Origin of the sequence: Micromonospora sp. NPDC049523, assembly GCF_040676775.1 — a bacterium.
In the GTDB taxonomy this organism is placed as follows: Bacteria; Actinomycetota; Actinomycetes; order Mycobacteriales; family Micromonosporaceae; genus Micromonospora_G.
Genome location: NZ_JBFAPP010000007.1, coordinates 22,705 through 39,827, shown reverse-complemented (window position 1 = coordinate 39,827; position 17,123 = coordinate 22,705). Strand labels below are relative to the sequence as shown.

The following is a 17,123-nucleotide window of genomic DNA, read 5'->3' as shown; positions in this document are numbered from 1 at the left end:
CTCACCCGATTGTCGGAGTCGATCGGGTTCGGATCGGCGCCATCGGTGTATGCAACGGGCGAACGTGCGTCCGCCACCGGGGAGGTAAGCAATGTCCCGCCAGCAGTTCGGTTTCGTGATCGGCTTCCTTATCGCGGCGGTCTGGGCCGTCGCCGGTTTCGGCGCGGCGGCAGGCGCCGTCCTTGCCGGTCTTGTCGGCTGGATCGCCGTACGGGTGATCGACGGCGACCTCTCGGTGGCCGGACTCGCCGACCGGGCCAGCGCCAACCGGCGCCGCTCGCCCACCTCGTAAGGCATCCGCGTTACCTGCTGGGCACCCTGCCCGGACCGGACCAGGAACGAGTTCAGGAGGCAGCAGATGGCTGACACCGATACCCGGACCGATGGCCGGGAGAAGATCAAATCCCCGAGCCAGCTCGTCCAACCCGGTGGCGGGCAACCCGCCCGCGCCCAGATCACCACCGATTCCGGGAAAACCCGGATCGCCGAGGGCGTGGTCGCGAAGATCGCCGGATTCGCCGCCCGGGAAATCCCCGGCGTGCAGTCGATGGGCTCCGGCATGGCCCGCCGGGTCGGGCAGCTGCGTAACCTCGTGCCGGGCGGGTCGGAGGCGTCGGACCAGGGCGTCTCGGTCGAGGTCGGCGAACGCGAGGCCGCCATCGACCTGGACATCGTCACCTGGTACGGCCAGAGCATCGTCGACGTCACCAGCGCGGTACGCCGCAACGTCATCGACCGGGTGCAGGCGATGACGGGTCTGAACGTGATCGAGGTGAACATCAACGTCGACGACGTGGTGGTGGACGGCGAGCAGAGCGGCAGCGGTCCGGGGACGCGTACGCAATGACCGACCAACGGACACGCACCGACCCGGTGGCCCTGGCCAGCGCGGTACGCGACGCCGTACTCGGGGTGGACGGGGTGAGCGGGCTGAGCACCGGCGGACCGGTGGAGGTGGCCACCCTGTACGCCGGGGGCCGGATCGCCGGCGTACGGCTGGGCGACGAACGCGTCGAGGTGCACATCACGGTCGAGGCGGTGCCGATCGGACCCGTGGGCGAACGGATCCGCACCGCCGTACGGGCCGTACTGGAGCGGGCCGGCGCGGACCGGCCGGTGGAGGTTGTCGTCGACGACGTCGACCTGGCGGCGCTGACCGCCGAAACCCGGAGGTGAGGCATGCGGGTGGTCAACCGGCTGGCGTCGCTACTGCTGGCCATCATCCTGCTCGGCGGCGGACTGCTGCTCGCGGCGGAGGCCGCGGCGGTCGCCCTGGACCTGCCGTCACTGCTGGTCGACCGGACGAGCTGGTTCGACACGCTGACCACCACCACGGTCGGCGACCCGGTGATCTTCGCGATCGCGATCGCGGTCGGTGTGCTGGGCCTGCTGATCCTGCTCACCCAACTGCGCCGGTGGACGCCGAACCGGCTCGCCGTACCGCTTGCCGACGGATGGCACCTGCATCGCAGGTCGGTCGAGCACCGGCTCGCCGGGGCCGCCGACCGGGTTCCCGGCGTACGGGACGCGCGCGCCCGCGTACGCCGGCACGGCGACTCGTGGTCGTCACGGATCCGCGCCGTGGGTGACCCGTCCGCGCGCCCGCAGGTCGAGAGCGCCGTACGGCAGGAACTCGACCGGCTGGCCGCGCCGCCGGCCGACCGGCTCGACATCGAGCTGTCCCGGGAACGGAGGACGGTATGAGCCACGCCGGCAACCGGGTGCTCTGGACGGTGATCGGTCTGCTGCTGACCGCCCTGGGTGCGGCGGCCGCGGTGGCGAACCTCGGTCACCTGCCCGGAATCGACGAACGCGCACCACTGATCTGGTCGGCGTTCCGGGGCGTGTTCCGGGACATCTCGCCGTGGGGTCCGATCGTGACGATCGCCCTGGGTTTGCTGCTCGCCTTTCTCGGCTGGACGCTGCTGCGTCGGCAACTGCGTCGGGCCTCCGACCCGGCGATGGACGAGTACGACCTGCGGGCGGTGACCGGCGACCGGGCGGCGGACGGCAGCGGGCCGGGGATCACCATCGTCCAGGGCTCGTCCCTGGCCGACGGCCTCGAACGCGACCTCACCCGCGACCCGCAGATCAGCCGGGCCTCGGTCTGGCTGACCGGGGATCCGCCGACCCCGGAGGTCAGGATCAAGCTCTACGTGAGCCCGCAGGCCCCGCTGAGCACGCTGCGCGAGTACGTGCAGGCGGCGGTGGACCGGTTCGCCGCCACCTCCGGGTTGCGCCCCCGGCACCTGGACATCACCGCCCGGGTCGACGCGGGCGGCACCGCGCGGGTGCACTGAGCCGGCGACCCCGCACCCGGGCTACTCGGGCTGGAACCGGTAACCCATGCCTGGTTCGGTCAGCAGGTGGCGCGGCCGGGCCGGGTCGTCCTCCAGCTTGCGGCGCAACTGGGCCATGTACTGGCGCAGGTAGTTGGTCTCGGACTGGTACTGCGGCCCCCACACGTCGTGCAGCAGCTGTCGCTGGCTGACCAGCCGGCCCGGATTGCGGATCAGGATCTCCAGCAGGTGCCACTCGGTCGGGGTGAGCCGCACCTCCCGCCCGTCGTCCGACCGGACCGTACGGGCCGCCAGGTCAACCGTGAAGCGGCCGACGGTGACGGTGGCGACCGTCTCACCGGCACCGGCGGTACGGCGGGTCACCGCCCGTACCCGGGCCAGGAGTTCGTCCACCCCGAACGGCTTGGTGACGTAGTCGTCGGCACCGGCGTCGAGGGCGAGGACCTTGTCCTGGCTGCCGGCCCGCCCGGAGAGCACGATGATCGGGATGTTGGTCCAGCCGCGCAGGCCCCGGATCACGTCCACCCCGTCCATGTCCGGCAGGCCCAGGTCCAGCACCACCAGGTCCGGGGGCTGACTGGCGGCCAGCCGCAGCGCGTCGGCGCCGTCGGCGGCGACCGCCACCTCGTAGCGCCGGGCGCGCAGGTTGATCCGCAGCGCCCGCAGGATCTGCGGCTCGTCGTCGACCACGAGCACCCGGGTCACGCCGGCCCTCCGGCTGGTCCGATCATGCGTTGTCTCCTTCGGCCGCCGGCAGGCTGAGCACCATGGTCAGCCCTCCGCCGGGGGTGTCCTCGGGCACCAGTGTGCCGCCCATCGCCTCGGCGAGGCCACGGGACAGCGCCAACCCGAGGCCGACCCCGGCGTGGTTGTCCCGGTCGCCGTGCCGCTGGAACGGCAGGAAGGCCCGTTCCCACTGGTCGTGCGGCAGCCCTGGACCGTAGTCGGTCACCCGGAGTTCGACCAGCCCGCCGTGCTCGCTGGCCGAGATGGACGGCGGCCGGTCCGGTGGGCTGAACCGCAGCGCGTTGGCCACCAGGTTCACCAGCACCCGCTCCAGCAGGCCGGGGTCGGCCAGCACCGCCCGCAGGTGCGCGGGCAGGCTCACCCGTACTCCACGGGCCGGCTCCCCCATCTCGTCGAGCACCGGCGGGACCGCGTCCTCCAGCCCGATCGGGGCCAGCGACAGCCCGAGTACGCCGGCCTGCAACCGGCTCATGTCAAGCAGGTTCGTCACCAGCCGGGTCAACCGGTCCAGCGACTCGTCCGCGGTGGCCAGGAGTTCCTCCCGATCGGACTCGTCGAAGTCGACCTCGTCGCTGCGCAGACTGGTCACCGCCGCCTTCGCCGACGCCAACGGCGTACGCAGGTCGTGGCTGACCGCGGCGAGCAGCGCCGTACGCATCCGGTCGGCCTCGGCCAGCGGCCGGGCGGTCGCCGCCTCCTCGGCCAGCCGCTCCTGACGCAGGGCGAGCGCGGCCTGGGCGGCAAACGCCTCCACCACCCGCCGGTCGGCGGCGGCGAGCACCCGGCCGCAGAGCACCAGGGACAGGTTCTCGGCAGCCCGTACCTCCACGTCGCCGCCGGCCGGGGTGAGGCACGGTGCGGGCCCGACGGTGCCGGCCACCTGCCATGCCCTGGGGTCACGCTGCCGGTCCGGACCGGCGGACACCTCCGGTGCCCGTTCCAGCAGGGTGACCGAGGTGAGGCCGAAGGTCTCCCGCAGCCGTTCCAGCAGGGCGGTCAGCGGGCGGGTGCCGCGCAGCACGCTGCCGGCGACCATCGCCAGCGTCTGGGCGTCTGCGCTGGCCCGCGCGGCCTCCCGGGTACGCCGTGCGGCGAGGTCGACGACCATGCTCACCGCCGCCGCCACCAGCAGGAACACCACCAGGGCGAGCAGGTTCTCGCGCTGGGAGATGGTGAACGCGTGCAGCGGCGGGGTGAAGAAGAAGTTGATCACGAAGGAGGCGGCGACCGCGGCCAGCAACGCCGGCCAGAGCCCACCGACCAGGGCCACCGCGATCACCATGCCCAGGAAGAGCAGGATGTCGCTGGCCAGGGAAAGGTCGTCGGCCAGCAGCCGGAGCAGCACGGTGAGCACCGGCAGGCCGATCGCGGCCAGCCCGAAGCCGCTGAGCCGGCGGCGCCGGGACAGGGCGCTGGTCACCGACGGCGGTCGCCGGCCGTGTCCCATCTGGTCGTGGGTCACCAGGTGTACGTCGATCGACCCGGACAGCGCCACCGTGGTGACGCCGACGCCTCGGGAGAAGATCTGCGCCAACCGGCCGCGCCGGCTGGCGCCGAGCACGATCTGGCTGGCGTTCACGCCGCGGGCGAAGTCCAGCAACGCGGTCGCGATGTCACCGCCCACCACCTGGTGGTAGGTGCCGCCGAGGCTTTCCACCAGGACGCGTTGCCGGGCGAGCTGGGTGGGGTCGACGCCGGTCAGCCCGTCGCTGCGACTGACGTGTACGGCGAGCAGGTCGGCGCCGGTCGGCGTACGGGCCGCGACCCGGGCCGCCCGGCGGATCAGGGTTTCGCCCTCCGGTCCACCGGTGAGCGCCACCACGACCCGCTCCCGCGCCTCCCACTTGGCGCCGATGTTGTGCTCGGCCCGGTAGCGGTCGAGCTGGTCGTCGACCTTGTCCGCGAGCCAGAGCAGGGCCAGCTCGCGCAACGCGGTGAGGTTGCCGACCCGGAAGTAGTTGCCGAGCGCGGCGTCGATCTTGTCGGCCCGGTAGATGTTGCCGTGCGCCATCCGTCGGCGCAGCGCCTCCGGGGTCATGTCGACCAGTTCGACCTGCTCCGCGGAGCGGACCACGTCGTCGGGCAGGGTTTCCCGCTGGGTGATCCCGGTGATCTGCTCGACCACGTCGTTGAGCGACTCCAGGTGCTGGATGTTCACCGTGGAGAGCACGTCGATGCCGGCGTCGAGCAGTTCCTGCACGTCCTGCCAGCGCTTGGCGTTGCGGGAGCCGGGCACGTTGGTGTGGGCGAGTTCGTCCACCACCGCGATCTCGGGCCGCCGGGCGAGCACCGCGTCGAGGTCCATCTCGGTGAACTCGGCACCCCGGTAGTTCATCGTCCGGCGCGGCACGATCTCCAAGTCACCGAGCATCGCCGCGGTGTGCTTGCGGCCGTGGGTTTCGGCGAACCCCACCACCACGTCGGTGCCCCGCTCGGCGCGGCGGTGCGCCTCCTCCAACATCGCGTACGTCTTGCCCACACCGGGGGCGGCCCCGAGATGGATGCGCAGTTGTCCACGTGCCACCAGTCGATCCTGCCGCATCTGCACTCGGAGCCACCCCCGGTAGGGGTCAGCTGTTGCCGGGGAACTGTCGGTCCAGGGCGAGGTTGAGCTCCAGTACGTTCACCGCGGGCTCGCCCATGAAGCCCAACGCACGCTCGGTGGTGTACCGGTCGACCAACGCCCGTACGGTCGCCACGTCGGTGCCCCGCTCCCGCGCCACCCTCGGCGCCTGGAGTCTGGCGTACGCCTGGCTGATGTTCGGGTCGAGTCCGCTGCCGCTGGCGGTGACCGCGTCGGCGGGCACCACCGGCTCAGCCGGGGCGTCGCCCCGGATCGGGGTGACGATCCCGTGGCTGTAGTCCTGGCCGATCTCGGCGCACTCCACGGTCACCCCCTGGTAGGTGGTGACGAACGGGGTGGCCGGGCAGGCCTGGTTGATGCTGACCGCCCGGGTCACCGGCCCGGTCAGGCCGTCGCGGTGGAACACCGACAGCACCGCGCCGATCCCGTCGGGGGTGCAGTACGGCCGGGCACCGCTGACCCCCTCCAACTCACCGATCGCCCGGCTGCGCTCGCAGACCTGGGTGAGCAGGCTCTGCGAGGCGTCGTCCGGGTTGGCGGCGAGGGTGTCGACCACACTCTCCGGGCCGAGGTTGCTGGCACTGGTCGAGGTCGGGTCGTAACCGTCACCCGCGGCCGACGGCCGGCTCTGGAAGTAGCGCGGTACGGCGTTCCCGTCCGCGTCGGTGAAGAGCTGGCCGATCAGCCGGCTGCCGACCGTGCGGCCGTCGGCGGTCTGCACCAGGGAGCCCTCGGCCCGGCTGTGCAGTCCGGGAATCTGCGCGACCGCGACCATGGCCAGTGGGTAGGCCAGACCGAGCAGGGCGGTGAAGACCAGCACCGCGCGGAACGCGGCGAGGTGCTGGGCGAGCCAGGAAGGTAGACGCATCACGAAATCCCCGGGATGAACTGGATGATGAGGTCGATGATCTTGATACCGACGAACGGGGCCACGATCCCACCGAGCCCGTACAGCCACAGGTTGCGGGCGAGCAGCGCCGAGGCGCTGCTCGGCCGGTACCGCACGCCGCGCAGGGCCAGCGGCACCAGGGCGATGATGACGATCGCGTTGAAGATGACCGCGGACAGGATCGCCGAAGTCGGACTGGACAGCCGCATGATGTTGAGGGTGTCCAGGCTGGGGTAGATCCCGGCGAACATGGCCGGGATGATCGCGAAGTACTTCGCGATGTCGTTGGCGATGGAGAACGTGGTGAGCGCGCCGCGGGTGATCAGCAACTGCTTGCCGATCTCCACGATCTCGATCAGCTTGGTCGGGTCCGAGTCGAGGTCGACCATGTTGCCGGCCTCCTTCGCGGCCGACGTACCGGTGTTCATCGCCACGCCGACGTCCGCCTGGGCCAGCGCCGGCGCGTCGTTGGTGCCGTCACCGGTCATCGCGACCAGCCGGCCACCCTCCTGCTCCCGCTTGATCAGCGCGAGCTTGTCCTCCGGCGTCGCCTCGGCCAGGAAGTCGTCCACCCCGGCCTCGTCCGCGATCGCCTTGGCCGTACGCGGGTTGTCACCGGTGATCATGACGGTACGGATGCCCATCCGGCGCATCTCGTCGAAGCGCTCCCGCATCCCGCTCTTGACCACGTCCTTGAGGTGGATCACCCCGAGAGCGCGGGCCGGCTGACCCTCGACGTACTCGGCGACGACGAGCGGCGTACCGCCACTGCCGCTGATCCCGTCGACGATCTCGCCGACCTGCTCGGTCGGGTGGCCGCCGTTGTCGCGTACCCATTTCATGACGGCCGCCGCGGCGCCCTTGCGGATCTGGCGTACCGGACCGTCTGCCGGGCCGAGGTCGACGCCGCTCATCCGGGTCTGTGCGGTGAACGGCACGAAGGTGGCGTGCGGTACGACGCCAGCCTCCCGCTCCCGCAGGCCGTACTCGTTCTTCGCCAGGACGACCACCGAGCGCCCCTCCGGGGTCTCGTCCGCCAGGCTGGACAGCTGCGCGGCGTCCGCGACCTCCTCCGGGGACACCCCCTCGACGGGCAGGAACTCGGAGGCCTGCCGGTTGCCGAGGGTGATGGTGCCGGTCTTGTCCAACAGCAGGGTGTCGACGTCACCGGCCGCCTCGACCGCGCGGCCGCTCATCGCCAGCACGTTGCGCTGGACGAGCCGGTCCATGCCGGCGATGCCGATCGCCGACAGCAGCGCGCCGATGGTGGTCGGGATGAGGCAGACCAGCAACGATGCCAGCACGATGCCGGTGACTCCGTGGGCGTCGACCGCGGCGGTGTCCGGCGCGGCGGCCTGGAACGCCTTGGAGAAGATCGCCAACGGCTGCAGGGTGACCACCGAGAGCAGGAAGATGATGGTCAGCGCGGCGAGCAGGATGTTGAGTGCGATCTCGTTCGGCGTCTTCTGCCGGTTCGCGCCCTCGACCAGGGCGATCATCCGGTCGATGAAGCTCTCCCCCGGCTTCTGGGTGATTTTCACGATGATCCGGTCGGAGAGGACCTTGGTACCACCGGTGACCGCACTGCGGTCACCGCCCGACTCGCGGATCACCGGCGCGGACTCGCCGGTGATGGCCGACTCGTCGACGCTGGCGATCCCCTCGACCACGTCGCCGTCACCGGGGATGATCTGCCCGGCGTCGACCAGCACGATGTCGCCGAGACGCAGTTCGGTCGCGGCGACCGCATCCTCGCGGTAACGGCTGGCCGGGGTGTTGGGCGACCAGCCGGTGAGCCGGGTCGCGATGGTGTCCTTCTTGGCCTGCCGCAGGGTCGCGGCCTGTGCCTTGCCCCGCCCCTCGGCGACCGCCTCGGCCAGGTTGGCGAAGAGCACGGTCAGCCAGAGCCACACCGTGATCAGCCAGGCGAAGACGCTGGGGTCGGCGATCGCCAGCACCGTGGTGAACACGGCACCGACCTCGACGATCAGCATCACCGGGTTGCGCCAGAGCGTACGCGGGTCGAGCTTTCGCGTCGCGTCCGGCAGAGACCGGAGCATCTGCTTCGGATCCAGCAGGCCGCCGCCGATCCGACTGCTCGGATCGCCGGATCCGCCCGACGGTGGGCGCCCACCCGACGAGGCGGGGGCCAGCGGAGTGCTAGTCATGTTCTCTTTCCTCAACATGTCTGTCACAGGCCTTCGGCCAGCGGGCCGAGGGCGAGCGCGGGCAGGAAGGTCAGCGCCACGAGGATCACCGTCACGCCGACGACCATGCCGACGAAGAGCGGACGGTGGGTCGGCAGCGTGCCCTCCGACGCGGGTACGGGTTTCTGTCGGGCGAGCGACCCGGCCAGGCCGAGTACGAAGATGATCGGCAGGAAGCGCCCGAGCAGCATCGCCAACCCCAGCGCGGTGTCCCACCAGCCGGTGTTGACGGTGATCCCGCCGAACGCCGAACCGTTGTTGTTGCTGGCCGAGGTGAACGCGTACAGGACTTCGGAGAGGCCGTGCGGACCGACGTTGAGCGCGGTGGCGTTGTTGCCGGTGCCGAACGCCAGCGCCGTGCCGACCAGCACCAGGGTCGGTGTGATCAGGAAGTAGAGCGAGGCGAACTTGATCTCCCGAGCGCCGATCTTCTTGCCCAGGTACTCCGGCGTCCGCCCGACCATCAGACCAGCCACGAACACCGTGATCACGGCGAGGATCAGCAGGCCGTACAGGCCCGCCCCGACACCGCCCGGTGCCACCTCGCCGAGCATCATGTTGACCATCGGCATCATGCCGCCGAGCGGGGTGAACGAGTCGTGGAACGAGTTGACCGCACCGGTGGAGGTGAGCGTGGTCGCCGCCGCGAAGGTGGCCGAGTTCGACACCCCGAAGCGGACGTCCTTGCCCTCCATCGCCGCCCCGACCGCATGCGGCACCGTGCCGCCACCGCCCAGTTCGAACGCGTTGGTCAGGGCGATGCTGGCGATGGCCAGGATCGCCATCACGGCCACGATCGCGTAACCCTGCCGGTTCTGCCCGACCAGGCGACCGAAGACCCGGGGCAGGCTGAACGGGATCACGAAGATCAGGAAGAGCTGCAACCAGTTCGTCCAGGTGGTCGGGTTCTCGAACGGGTGGGCGCTGTTGGTGTTGTAGAAGCCGCCGCCGTTGGTGCCGAGTTCCTTGATCACCTCTTGGCTGGCCACCGGTCCACCGGTGATCGTCTGGGTGCCGCCGGTCAGGGTGGTGACGTCCGTACCGCCGTGCAGGTTCTGCACCATGCCCGCGGCGACGAACACGACGGTGCCGATGACCGCGATCGGGAGCAGGATCCGCAGGGTGATCCGGGTCAGGTCGACCCAGAAGTTGCCCAACCTGTCGGTCCGGCTGCGGGCGAAGCCACGTACCAGCGCGACCGCGACCGCGATGCCCACCGAGGCGGAGACGAAGTTCTGCACCGCGAGGCCGGCCATCTGCACCAGGTGGCCCATGGTCGACTCACCGGAGTACGCCTGCCAGTTGGTGTTCGTCACGAACGAGACGGCGGTGTTCCAGGCGATGTGGTTGGTCACCGGGTCGAGGCCGAGGGAGAGCCAGAGCTTGTCCTGCAGGCGCAGGAACGCGTACAGGAAGAGGATCGAGATCAGCGAGAAGGCGAGCAGGCTGCGGGCGTACACGCCCCAGGACTGCTCGCCCCGCTTGTCCACCCCGATCAGCCGGTAGATGCCCCGCTCCACCCGCGAGTGCCTGGTGCCGGCGACCACGTTGTACATGTAGTCGCCGAACGGGCGGTAGGCCGCGACCAGTGCGGCGGCGAGCACGACGATGAAGATCACGCCCGCGGTTGTCGTACTCATCTAGAAACGCTCCGGGAACAGGAGGGCTACCACCAGGAAGACAGCCAGCGCGGCCGACACGATCAGACCGACGAGGTTGACCACGTTCACAGCCGCTCCACCGCCCGGACCACCAGGGCAAGGGCCGCGAACAGTCCCACTGTCAGCAGCACGAACACGACGTCGATCACCGAACGTCTCCTCAATCGCGGGTTCATCGCGGCCGTGAGTGACCGCACGGAACCATGGAAACGCGTCCAGCCGGAGCCTGCGTCGGTTCTGACGATCCCGCTACGCCGGGTCGACCCTTCTTGACGCTCCCTTGACGTGACCGCCGGATCCGACGCACGCCGGGCGGTTCCGGGAGCACCGGCGTGCGGCCCCGAGGCCCACGCGCCACGCGACCGGCATGGGCGGGAGCAATCAAAGCGGGGGCGCCGTGGGACCGGCCGGGTCTGCGGGCCGGACGCGGGGCGAGCGACTACGGCGGACAGGAGTACGGCGACGCGTCGCCGCCGGCCGGCGACCCCGTGCTCAGCTCGCGGCGCGGATGGCGAAGGTCGACGGCGGCCAGGCGCCTGCCGGACGAGGTGTGGACCGGCAGGCGGTCGCCGTAGTTCAGCCGGCGCTGCGGCGGGCCCGGATCCGCAGGCCGAGCACGACCGCGGTCACGACGATGGCCGCGCCCAGCAGGCCGAGCACGAAGATCAGTGGGCGGGAGGAGGACCCGTCGGAGTCACGGATCGCGGTGGCCGACGGTGGTGCACCGGTGCCGGTGGCGGCGGGCACGGAAGCCGGGGCGGTGCTGGCGGCGCCGGGCACCGGCCCGGTGGTGGCCGTGGCGCCGGCCGGTGTGGGGGACGCCGGTGGGTTCGCGGCGGGCGGCGGCGGGGCGGCGCCGCTGGGTACGGGTGCCGGACCGCCCTCGGTCACGGTGAAGCTGAAGCTGCCCACGGCCGGCGGGCCAGTGACCGGGGACATCTCGTACTGCACGGTGTAACGCCCAGCGGCACCCGGCCGGACCGGTTGGCGTACGCCGACGCCCCTGATGTTCGGTGGTGACGACACGACGTCCACCCCGTCCGGCCCGGCAACGGTGATCTTCACCGAGGACGGGGACTCGTCGAACACCAGCGTGATCACCTCGGGCAGCCGGGCGATGGTCTGGTCCGCCGGCGGATCGCTCTGCCGCAGGGTTGCCTGCGCGGCCCCGGCGGACTGCGCCGGAAGCAGTGGCAGGGTCAGCCCGAACAGGATCACGGCGAGGGCGGCGAGTACACGGCCCGCGGTGCTACGCATGCGCCACACCATAGTCATCGACCGATGTCGGGGCCAGCGCTGGCACAGACCCGCGAGCGCCGATCGATCAAGGCCGACCGGCCCGCGGGCCGGAGCGTGTTTTACGGCGTGTCGGCCGGGTAGCCCGGCGGGGAGCGACAGGGGGTACGCGATGTCGGATTCGTGGGTCCGCGAGGCCACGGCGACCGCGGAGGGCGGTCAGTTGCGTACCGGTGACGGGAAGCTGTCGACCGCGCTCGCCTCCCCGCTCGCGCCGCACTGCAACGGGCTGGCACCGGAGGAACTACTGGCCGCGGCCTTTGCCGCCTGCCTGCACCACGCCGCCGTCGAGGCGGCGACGTCGGTCACCGACGAGGCGCACACCGTCCAGGTACGAGCGCAGGCCCGCCTCGGCCGCGACCCCGACGGCTGCTACCACGCGGACGTACGGGCGAGCATCGCCGCGGTGGGCTTGACCCGGCAGCAGCTGGCGAAGCTGGCCGACCGGGCTGACCGGCTCTGGCCGTTCTCGGGCAACGGCGGCGGCCGGCACACCCTCACCGTGATCCCGGCAACCTCCGGCGACCGCTGATCGGCTGCCCGCGCCGGTCAACGGAAACCGGCCGTCACCGCGCGGTGGTCACTGGCCGGGGTGCGGACCACACCGGCCGAGGCGGCGGTGAGGCCCCGGTAGAGGACGTGGTCGGGTCGGGTGAGTGGCAGCGCCGCCGGCCAGGTGAAGCCCAGCCCGCGCCCGGCGTCGGCCTGGGCGTCGGCGAGCAGGTCGGTCAGGGGGGAGATGGCCCGGTCCGTGCTGGCCGTGTTGAAGTCACCGAGCACGATCAGCCGCTGCGCGGGATCCTGCCGCAGCGCGGTGGCGAGCATGTCGACGGTGTGGTCGCGGGTCGCGGTGTCCCCCGCTCGGGCGGACCCGAGGTGGACGACGTAGACGGTGACGTCACCCTGCGGCGTCTCGACTACGGCGCGCAGTGCCCTGTTCCATCCCATTCCGGTGTCGACGCCGGCATTGTCGCGGATCGGGAACCGGCTCCAGAGGGCGACGGTGGATTCCGCGGCCCGGTACGGGAAACGGTCCCGCAGCGCCCCGGCAGCCGAGCCCTGGATCTCGCCGCCCACCTCCTGCAGCCCGATCAGGTCGGGTCCGGTGTCGGCGAGCGCGGTGACCGTCGCGACCGGGTCCGGGTTGCCGATCCTGAGGTTCTGGCTGGCCACCCGGAGCGCGACCGTCCCGCCGGCACCGGCGGGCAACCAGGCCGTGCCGAACATGACCGCCCAGACCACCAGCGGCACGAGCACCGCCAGCAGGGCAACCCGGGACCGTCGCAGCAGGGCGGCGAGCGCCAGCACCGGGATGCCGAGGCCGAGGAACGGCAGACCGCTGTCGACCAGACTGCCGACCCCGGCGATGTTCGGGATCAGGCGGTGACCGGCGATCACCGCGGCCAGGGCGACCGCTGTCAGCGCGAGGAACAGCCCGCGCCGCCGTGGCGAAGGTAGAGCCGGGCCAGGATCGGCAGGGTTCGTCTCGCTCGCGGTCACCACCGGCATCGTATCGGAGGTCACCGTCCGCGAACCGGCACCCGGCATTCGGGCCCGGCGACCCAGCATCGTCAACCAGAGGTTGACCACAGGGCTCGCGTCAACCTACGGTTGACCGATGAGCCAACCGCCCGCGCGACTCGACGAACTGATCGCGTACGTCGTCAGCCGACGCCCCGACGGACCGGCACTGGGCCACCTGTCCGACGCCACCCTGGTCGCCGAATACCTCGGCGAGGTCGCGGACCACCTGATCGGCCACTTCGTCGACGAGGCGCGCCGGTCCGGGGCGTCCTGGACCGAGATCGGTCAGCGCATGGGGGTGACCAAACAGGCGGTGCAGAAAAGGTTCGTGGCCAAACGGGCGGACACCGGCGAACTCCTGCCGCCCGGCGTCTTCGCCCGGTTCACCGACCGGGCGCAACACGTCGTACGGCAGGCGGAGGCGGAGGCGCAGCGCGCCGGCCACGAGGAGATCACCGGCGCGCACCTGCTCCTCGGCCTGTTGCACGAGCCGGACGGGCTGGCCGTACGCGCGCTGGTCGGGCTGGGCGTACCGGCCGAGACCGTCGGGGCGGCGACCAGGGCGACCCTCGATCCGGCAACCGCGCACCGGCCCACCGCGCCCGCGCTCTCCCCCGGTGCCCGGCGGGTGCGGGACCTGACCTTCCAGGAGGCGCTGCGCCTGGGACACAACTACGTCGGGACCGAACACCTGCTGCTCGGGCTGCTCCGGGACCCGGACGAGCCGGGCGCGCGGGTACTCGCGGCACTGGGTGTCACCCGGGATCGGGTGGAGGACTGGGTCGTCGAGGCGTACGCCCAGGGGTCGAACGGGTGACGGCGGCGGCACAGGAGCAGGACCCGCCGCTGTGGCGTGACCGCAACTTCACCATCTTCTGGGTGGTGCAGACCCTCTCCGTGGGCGGCGCCTCGTTCTCGTACCTCGCGATCCCGCTGCTGGTGCTCGACGCCACCGGATCGGTCACCCAGATGGGGCTGCTCACCGGGGTGGCCGGGGCGGCGTCGATCATCGCCGGGATCGGCGCCGGAACGCTGGTCGACCGGGTCGACCGCCGTACGTTGCTGATCTGGTGCGACGCCGTACGCGCGCTGCTCTACGCGCTGATCCCACTGGCGTGGTTGTTCTCCCCGCAACTCTGGCTGCTGTACGTGGTGATGCCGGTGGGCAGCGCGGTCGCGATGGTCTTCCAGGTCGGCTACGCCAGCGCGGTGCCGAACCTGGTGCCGGCGTCGCGGATCACCGAGGCGAACGGTCGGCTCTTCGCCAGCTACGCCGCCGCCGGGGTGGTCGGCCCGATGCTCGCCGGTGGCCTCTCCGCCCTGCTCGGGCCGACCGCCGCGATCGGGGTGGACGCCGCCACCTTCGCCGTCAACGCCCTCGGCCTGTGCCTGGTCCGTTTCCGGCACGCCGGAACGGCGGCGGACGGGGGTGGATCGAGCCGCACCCGGAGCCGACCGGGCTGGGACGACCTGCTGGTCGGCGCCAGGTTCCTCCGGTCGCAGCCGGTGTTGCGGGCACTGACCGGGCGGTTGGCGCTGCTCACCTTCCTGACCTTCGGCCTCACCGACCTGTACGTCTACCACCTCAAACACGACCTCGGCCGGTCCGACCGGACGGTGGGTTACGTGCTCGCGGTGGCCGCGCTCGGCACCATCGCCGCCGCGCTCCTGGTCGCCCCGGCCCGGCGCCGGCTCGGCTTCGGCGTCTGCTGGATCGGCTCGTACGCACTCGCCGCGCTCGGCATCGTCGGGCTGGGCGCCGCCGCACTCGGGCTGTCCGGCGATGCCCGTACGGTCGCGGTCCTGGTCGGCGTGGTGGTGTTCGGCACGAGCATCGCCGGCATCTGTTCGCTGTCGCTGCGGCAGGAGGTCACCCCGGACCCCCTGCTCGGCCGGGTCACCTCGGCGTTCTGGACCATCCACACGGCTCCCGGCCCGCTCGGCGCGGCACTGCTCACCCTGGCGGCGGCACGCTGGGGCACGGCCTGGGTGTTCCTGCTCGCCGGCAGCGCCTGTCTCGTGGTCGTCGCGAGCGCGCTGCGTACGCCGATCCGCCTGCCGCATCCGGAACGCGCGTCGGCGGCCGACCCGCCCGCGGCGGTGACCGGATCGGCTACGCGCACCACCGGATGAAGAGATCCCCAGCCTTCGATCGCCCGTCCGGACCGGTGGAGCTGACCTGTTCGGTCCATCTCGATGTCGGCCGAACGTGGGAGTCCGCCGATCGGCCCCGGGCCACTCCAGCACGGCGGGTGATTGCGCCCGCTCACACCGCCAACACGGACACGACGGATATGCCGGTCTTGCGTCATTCGCGCCCGGCCGCCCTGCGCTGCCGCCCGATGACCGGCTGACCAGGCAAAACTGTGGCGTATGCCACCGCACACGGCTTCCCAAGGGCCTCCGGCATTACCTAGCCTCGGCGGGTGCATCCCAACGACGAGGTGAAGCGTGAGTCGACCAGCAATGCCGGGCCCATCCGTTCGGCCGAACCGCCATCGGACGACCGACTAACTGGCCGACACCGGGCCCCCGGCCGACGGAACCCGCTGCGGCGGTCCCCCCTCCGCGACGAGGGGAACCCCCCCTCCCGGATCAGGTCCGCGGTCGGCTCGACCCCCGTCCGACTGACCCTGGTCACCGGGATCACCTGCTGCCTCGGATTCGTCGCGTTCACCGAATCACGGGCGGCCACCACGCCGACGCAACCGCTGCACGCGGCGCTGGTCGACACCGCCGCACTCGCCGACCGCGCGGCGGCGGCCGAGAAACAGGCGGCGAGCCGGGCCGAGCGGGTCGCCCCGCCGACCCCGACCCCGACGGCGACCACGCCGACACCCACCGCCACGGCCAAGAGCAAGGCACCCACCAAACCCGCCAAGCCGAAGCCGACCAAGCCGGCCAAGCCGAAGCCGGTGGCCGGGCTCGACCAGGCGCAGATGGACAACGCCGCGACCATCGTCAAGGTCGGCGTCAAGCTCGGCATCCCCCGCCAGGGTCTGGTCGTCGCCATCGCCACCGCGATGCAGGAGAGCAACCTGTACAACCTGGCAAACCCGGCGCTACCGGAGTCGCTGGACTACCCGAACCAGGGCACCGGCTACGACTACGACTCGGTCGGCCTGTTCCAGCAGCGCACCAGCAGCGGCTGGGGCGCCGTCGCCGACCTGATGCGTCCGGCGTACGCGGCCCAGGCGTTCTTCGAGGCGCTGCTGCAGATCCCCGGTTGGCAGCAGATGAGTGTCAGCGGCGCGGCCCAGGCAGTCCAGGTCTCCGCGTTCCCCGACGCGTACGCCCAGCACGAGAGCCGGGCCACCACGATCGTCGCCGCCCTGGTCTGAGCACCCGCGCGGTCACACCTGGGCCCGGTTCAGACTCTCCGCGGGCGGTACGGTGTCCGGCCCGTCCTCCCCCGCCGTCGCCCTGGTGGCCGGTACGGCCGACGGTGTGGTTTCCGGGGCGTCCTGCGGGGCGTCGACCACGGTCACGTCCCGCAGGATGTGGTCCACCTGCTCCTCGCGCAGGCGTCGGGCGTGCAACGCGGCCTCGAACTCGCGGCGTGCCTGCACCGCCTCCGCGTACACCTGGTCGCGGAGTTGGCGGGCCTCCTCCTGCGCCGCGGTCAACTCACCCCGGGCCCGCGCCAGGAGCTGGGCTGCCTCCTGCTCGGCGACGGCAAGCAGCTCGCGCATCCGCGCCGGGCCACGATCCCCCGCCGATCCCCCGGTGAGCATGCCGTGCAGCCGGGCCGCCTCCTGCCGCATCCGGATCAGCTCGTCACCGGGTCCGGCCGCGACGTCCGCCGGTGCTGCCAACCGGGCCAACCGCTCACTCAGGTCAGCCAGGCACGAATCAACCTGATCCTGGTCATAGCCCATCTTCGCGATGGAGAAATCCATGCTTTGCCCCCCAGGC

General features: G+C 71.5%; 19 protein-coding genes. 9 read left to right on the top strand and 10 right to left on the bottom strand.

The window, feature by feature from the left end; genetic code table 11:
- The first annotated feature begins 91 nt into the window (after positions 1–91).
- The 5 genes from AB0J90_RS12505 to AB0J90_RS12485 all read left to right on the top strand — a co-directional run bounded on the left by AB0J90_RS12505 (position 92) and on the right by AB0J90_RS12485 (position 2,300).
- Entirely contained in the window at positions 92–292 is a 201-nt protein-coding gene (locus tag AB0J90_RS12505; protein ID WP_363595127.1) for a hypothetical protein, read from the top strand.
- Positions 293–358: 66 nt separating this feature from the next.
- Positions 359–847 (top strand): Asp23/Gls24 family envelope stress response protein, encoded by a 489-nt coding sequence (locus tag AB0J90_RS12500; protein WP_363595125.1) that lies wholly within the window; start codon positions 359–361, stop codon positions 845–847.
- Positions 844–1,176, top strand: a complete 333-nt coding sequence (locus tag AB0J90_RS12495) for a hypothetical protein (protein WP_363595123.1) — start codon at positions 844–846, stop codon at positions 1,174–1,176. The genes AB0J90_RS12500 and AB0J90_RS12495 overlap by 4 nt, the downstream gene beginning before the upstream one ends.
- Positions 1,177–1,179: 3 nt before the next feature.
- On the top strand, positions 1,180–1,704 hold the full coding sequence (locus AB0J90_RS12490; protein WP_363595121.1) for a hypothetical protein: 525 nt from the start codon (positions 1,180–1,182) through the stop codon (positions 1,702–1,704).
- Positions 1,701–2,300 (top strand): hypothetical protein, encoded by a 600-nt coding sequence (locus AB0J90_RS12485; protein ID WP_363595119.1) that lies wholly within the window; start codon positions 1,701–1,703, stop codon positions 2,298–2,300. Before AB0J90_RS12490 ends, AB0J90_RS12485 begins: the two co-directional genes overlap by 4 nt.
- Before the next feature lie 21 nt (positions 2,301–2,321).
- Here the strand turns inward: AB0J90_RS12485 and AB0J90_RS12480 are convergent, their stop codons facing one another.
- The 8 genes from AB0J90_RS12480 to AB0J90_RS12445 all read right to left on the bottom strand — a co-directional run bounded on the left by AB0J90_RS12480 (position 2,322) and on the right by AB0J90_RS12445 (position 11,645).
- Positions 2,322–3,005 (bottom strand): response regulator, encoded by a 684-nt coding sequence (locus AB0J90_RS12480; RefSeq protein WP_363595117.1) that lies wholly within the window; start codon positions 3,003–3,005, stop codon positions 2,322–2,324.
- Positions 3,006–3,027: 22 nt separating this feature from the next.
- The gene (locus AB0J90_RS12475) at positions 3,028–5,571 is read right to left on the bottom strand and encodes a DUF4118 domain-containing protein (RefSeq protein WP_363595115.1); all 2,544 of its coding nucleotides are present in this window, start codon (positions 5,569–5,571) and stop codon (positions 3,028–3,030) included.
- A gap of 46 nt (positions 5,572–5,617) precedes the next feature.
- Positions 5,618–6,499 carry a potassium-transporting ATPase subunit C gene (locus AB0J90_RS12470; RefSeq protein ID WP_363595113.1) on the bottom strand — a complete coding sequence of 294 codons (882 nt, stop codon included), beginning with the start codon at positions 6,497–6,499 and terminating at the stop codon, positions 5,618–5,620.
- Entirely contained in the window at positions 6,499–8,688 is a 2,190-nt protein-coding gene (kdpB, locus tag AB0J90_RS12465) for a potassium-transporting ATPase subunit KdpB (RefSeq protein WP_363595111.1), read from the bottom strand. Before kdpB ends, AB0J90_RS12470 begins: the two co-directional genes overlap by 1 nt.
- Positions 8,689–8,711: 23 nt before the next feature.
- Positions 8,712–10,367, bottom strand: a complete 1,656-nt coding sequence (kdpA, locus tag AB0J90_RS12460) for a potassium-transporting ATPase subunit KdpA (protein WP_363595109.1) — start codon at positions 10,365–10,367, stop codon at positions 8,712–8,714.
- Positions 10,368–10,457, bottom strand: a complete 90-nt coding sequence (gene kdpF, locus AB0J90_RS12455; protein WP_363595107.1) for a K(+)-transporting ATPase subunit F — start codon at positions 10,455–10,457, stop codon at positions 10,368–10,370. It lies immediately after the preceding gene.
- Positions 10,454–10,585: a hypothetical protein gene (locus AB0J90_RS12450; protein ID WP_363595105.1), complete on the bottom strand. Its 132-nt coding sequence runs from the start codon at positions 10,583–10,585 to the stop codon at positions 10,454–10,456. The genes kdpF and AB0J90_RS12450 overlap by 4 nt, the downstream gene beginning before the upstream one ends.
- A 379-nt stretch (positions 10,586–10,964) precedes the next feature.
- A complete protein-coding gene (locus tag AB0J90_RS12445; protein ID WP_363595103.1) occupies positions 10,965–11,645 on the bottom strand; it encodes a copper resistance CopC family protein in 681 nt (226 codons plus the stop codon).
- 151 nt (positions 11,646–11,796) lie between these two features.
- On the opposite strand from AB0J90_RS12445, the gene AB0J90_RS12440 reads away from it, so the two are divergent.
- Complete coding sequence (locus tag AB0J90_RS12440; RefSeq protein WP_363595101.1) at positions 11,797–12,216, top strand: OsmC family protein; 420 nt, start codon at positions 11,797–11,799, stop codon at positions 12,214–12,216.
- Between the two features lie 17 nt (positions 12,217–12,233).
- Here the strand turns inward: AB0J90_RS12440 and AB0J90_RS12435 are convergent, their stop codons facing one another.
- Positions 12,234–13,184: an endonuclease/exonuclease/phosphatase family protein gene (locus AB0J90_RS12435; RefSeq protein ID WP_363595099.1), complete on the bottom strand. Its 951-nt coding sequence runs from the start codon at positions 13,182–13,184 to the stop codon at positions 12,234–12,236.
- 118 nt (positions 13,185–13,302) lie between these two features.
- Between AB0J90_RS12435 and AB0J90_RS12430 the strand changes: the two genes are divergently transcribed.
- The 3 genes from AB0J90_RS12430 to AB0J90_RS12420 all read left to right on the top strand — a co-directional run bounded on the left by AB0J90_RS12430 (position 13,303) and on the right by AB0J90_RS12420 (position 16,549).
- On the top strand, positions 13,303–14,025 hold the full coding sequence (locus AB0J90_RS12430) for a Clp protease N-terminal domain-containing protein (RefSeq protein ID WP_363595097.1): 723 nt from the start codon (positions 13,303–13,305) through the stop codon (positions 14,023–14,025).
- Positions 14,022–15,341 carry an MFS transporter gene (locus AB0J90_RS12425; RefSeq protein ID WP_363595095.1) on the top strand — a complete coding sequence of 440 codons (1,320 nt, stop codon included), beginning with the start codon at positions 14,022–14,024 and terminating at the stop codon, positions 15,339–15,341. Before AB0J90_RS12430 ends, AB0J90_RS12425 begins: the two co-directional genes overlap by 4 nt.
- Before the next feature lie 293 nt (positions 15,342–15,634).
- Positions 15,635–16,549, top strand: coding sequence for a hypothetical protein (locus AB0J90_RS12420; protein ID WP_363595093.1), 915 nt, complete (start codon positions 15,635–15,637; stop codon positions 16,547–16,549).
- 12 nt (positions 16,550–16,561) lie between these two features.
- Here AB0J90_RS12420 and AB0J90_RS12415 read toward each other — a convergent pair whose 3' ends face one another.
- Entirely contained in the window at positions 16,562–17,107 is a 546-nt protein-coding gene (locus AB0J90_RS12415; RefSeq protein ID WP_363595091.1) for an ATPase, read from the bottom strand.
- Between the last annotated feature and the right edge of the window lie 16 nt (positions 17,108–17,123).

What these genes read in the sequence shown, in the direction of transcription:
- kdpB (WP_363595111.1), bottom strand. Translation starts at nt 8,688, where the DNA reads ATGACTAGCACTCCGCTGGCCCCCGCCTCGTCGGGTGGGCGCCCACCG.
- AB0J90_RS12500 (WP_363595125.1), top strand. Translation starts at nt 359, where the DNA reads ATGGCTGACACCGATACCCGGACCGATGGCCGGGAGAAGATCAAATCC.
- AB0J90_RS12485 (WP_363595119.1), top strand. Translation starts at nt 1,701, where the DNA reads ATGAGCCACGCCGGCAACCGGGTGCTCTGGACGGTGATCGGTCTGCTG.
- AB0J90_RS12430 (WP_363595097.1), top strand. Translation starts at nt 13,303, where the DNA reads ATGAGCCAACCGCCCGCGCGACTCGACGAACTGATCGCGTACGTCGTC.
- AB0J90_RS12415 (WP_363595091.1), bottom strand. Translation starts at nt 17,107, where the DNA reads ATGGATTTCTCCATCGCGAAGATGGGCTATGACCAGGATCAGGTTGAT.
- AB0J90_RS12505 (WP_363595127.1), top strand. Translation starts at nt 92, where the DNA reads ATGTCCCGCCAGCAGTTCGGTTTCGTGATCGGCTTCCTTATCGCGGCG.
- kdpA (WP_363595109.1), bottom strand. Translation starts at nt 10,367, where the DNA reads ATGAGTACGACAACCGCGGGCGTGATCTTCATCGTCGTGCTCGCCGCC.
- AB0J90_RS12495 (WP_363595123.1), top strand. Translation starts at nt 844, where the DNA reads ATGACCGACCAACGGACACGCACCGACCCGGTGGCCCTGGCCAGCGCG.
- AB0J90_RS12470 (WP_363595113.1), bottom strand. Translation starts at nt 6,499, where the DNA reads ATGCGTCTACCTTCCTGGCTCGCCCAGCACCTCGCCGCGTTCCGCGCG.
- AB0J90_RS12445 (WP_363595103.1), bottom strand. Translation starts at nt 11,645, where the DNA reads ATGCGTAGCACCGCGGGCCGTGTACTCGCCGCCCTCGCCGTGATCCTG.
- AB0J90_RS12440 (WP_363595101.1), top strand. Translation starts at nt 11,797, where the DNA reads ATGTCGGATTCGTGGGTCCGCGAGGCCACGGCGACCGCGGAGGGCGGT.
- AB0J90_RS12490 (WP_363595121.1), top strand. Translation starts at nt 1,180, where the DNA reads ATGCGGGTGGTCAACCGGCTGGCGTCGCTACTGCTGGCCATCATCCTG.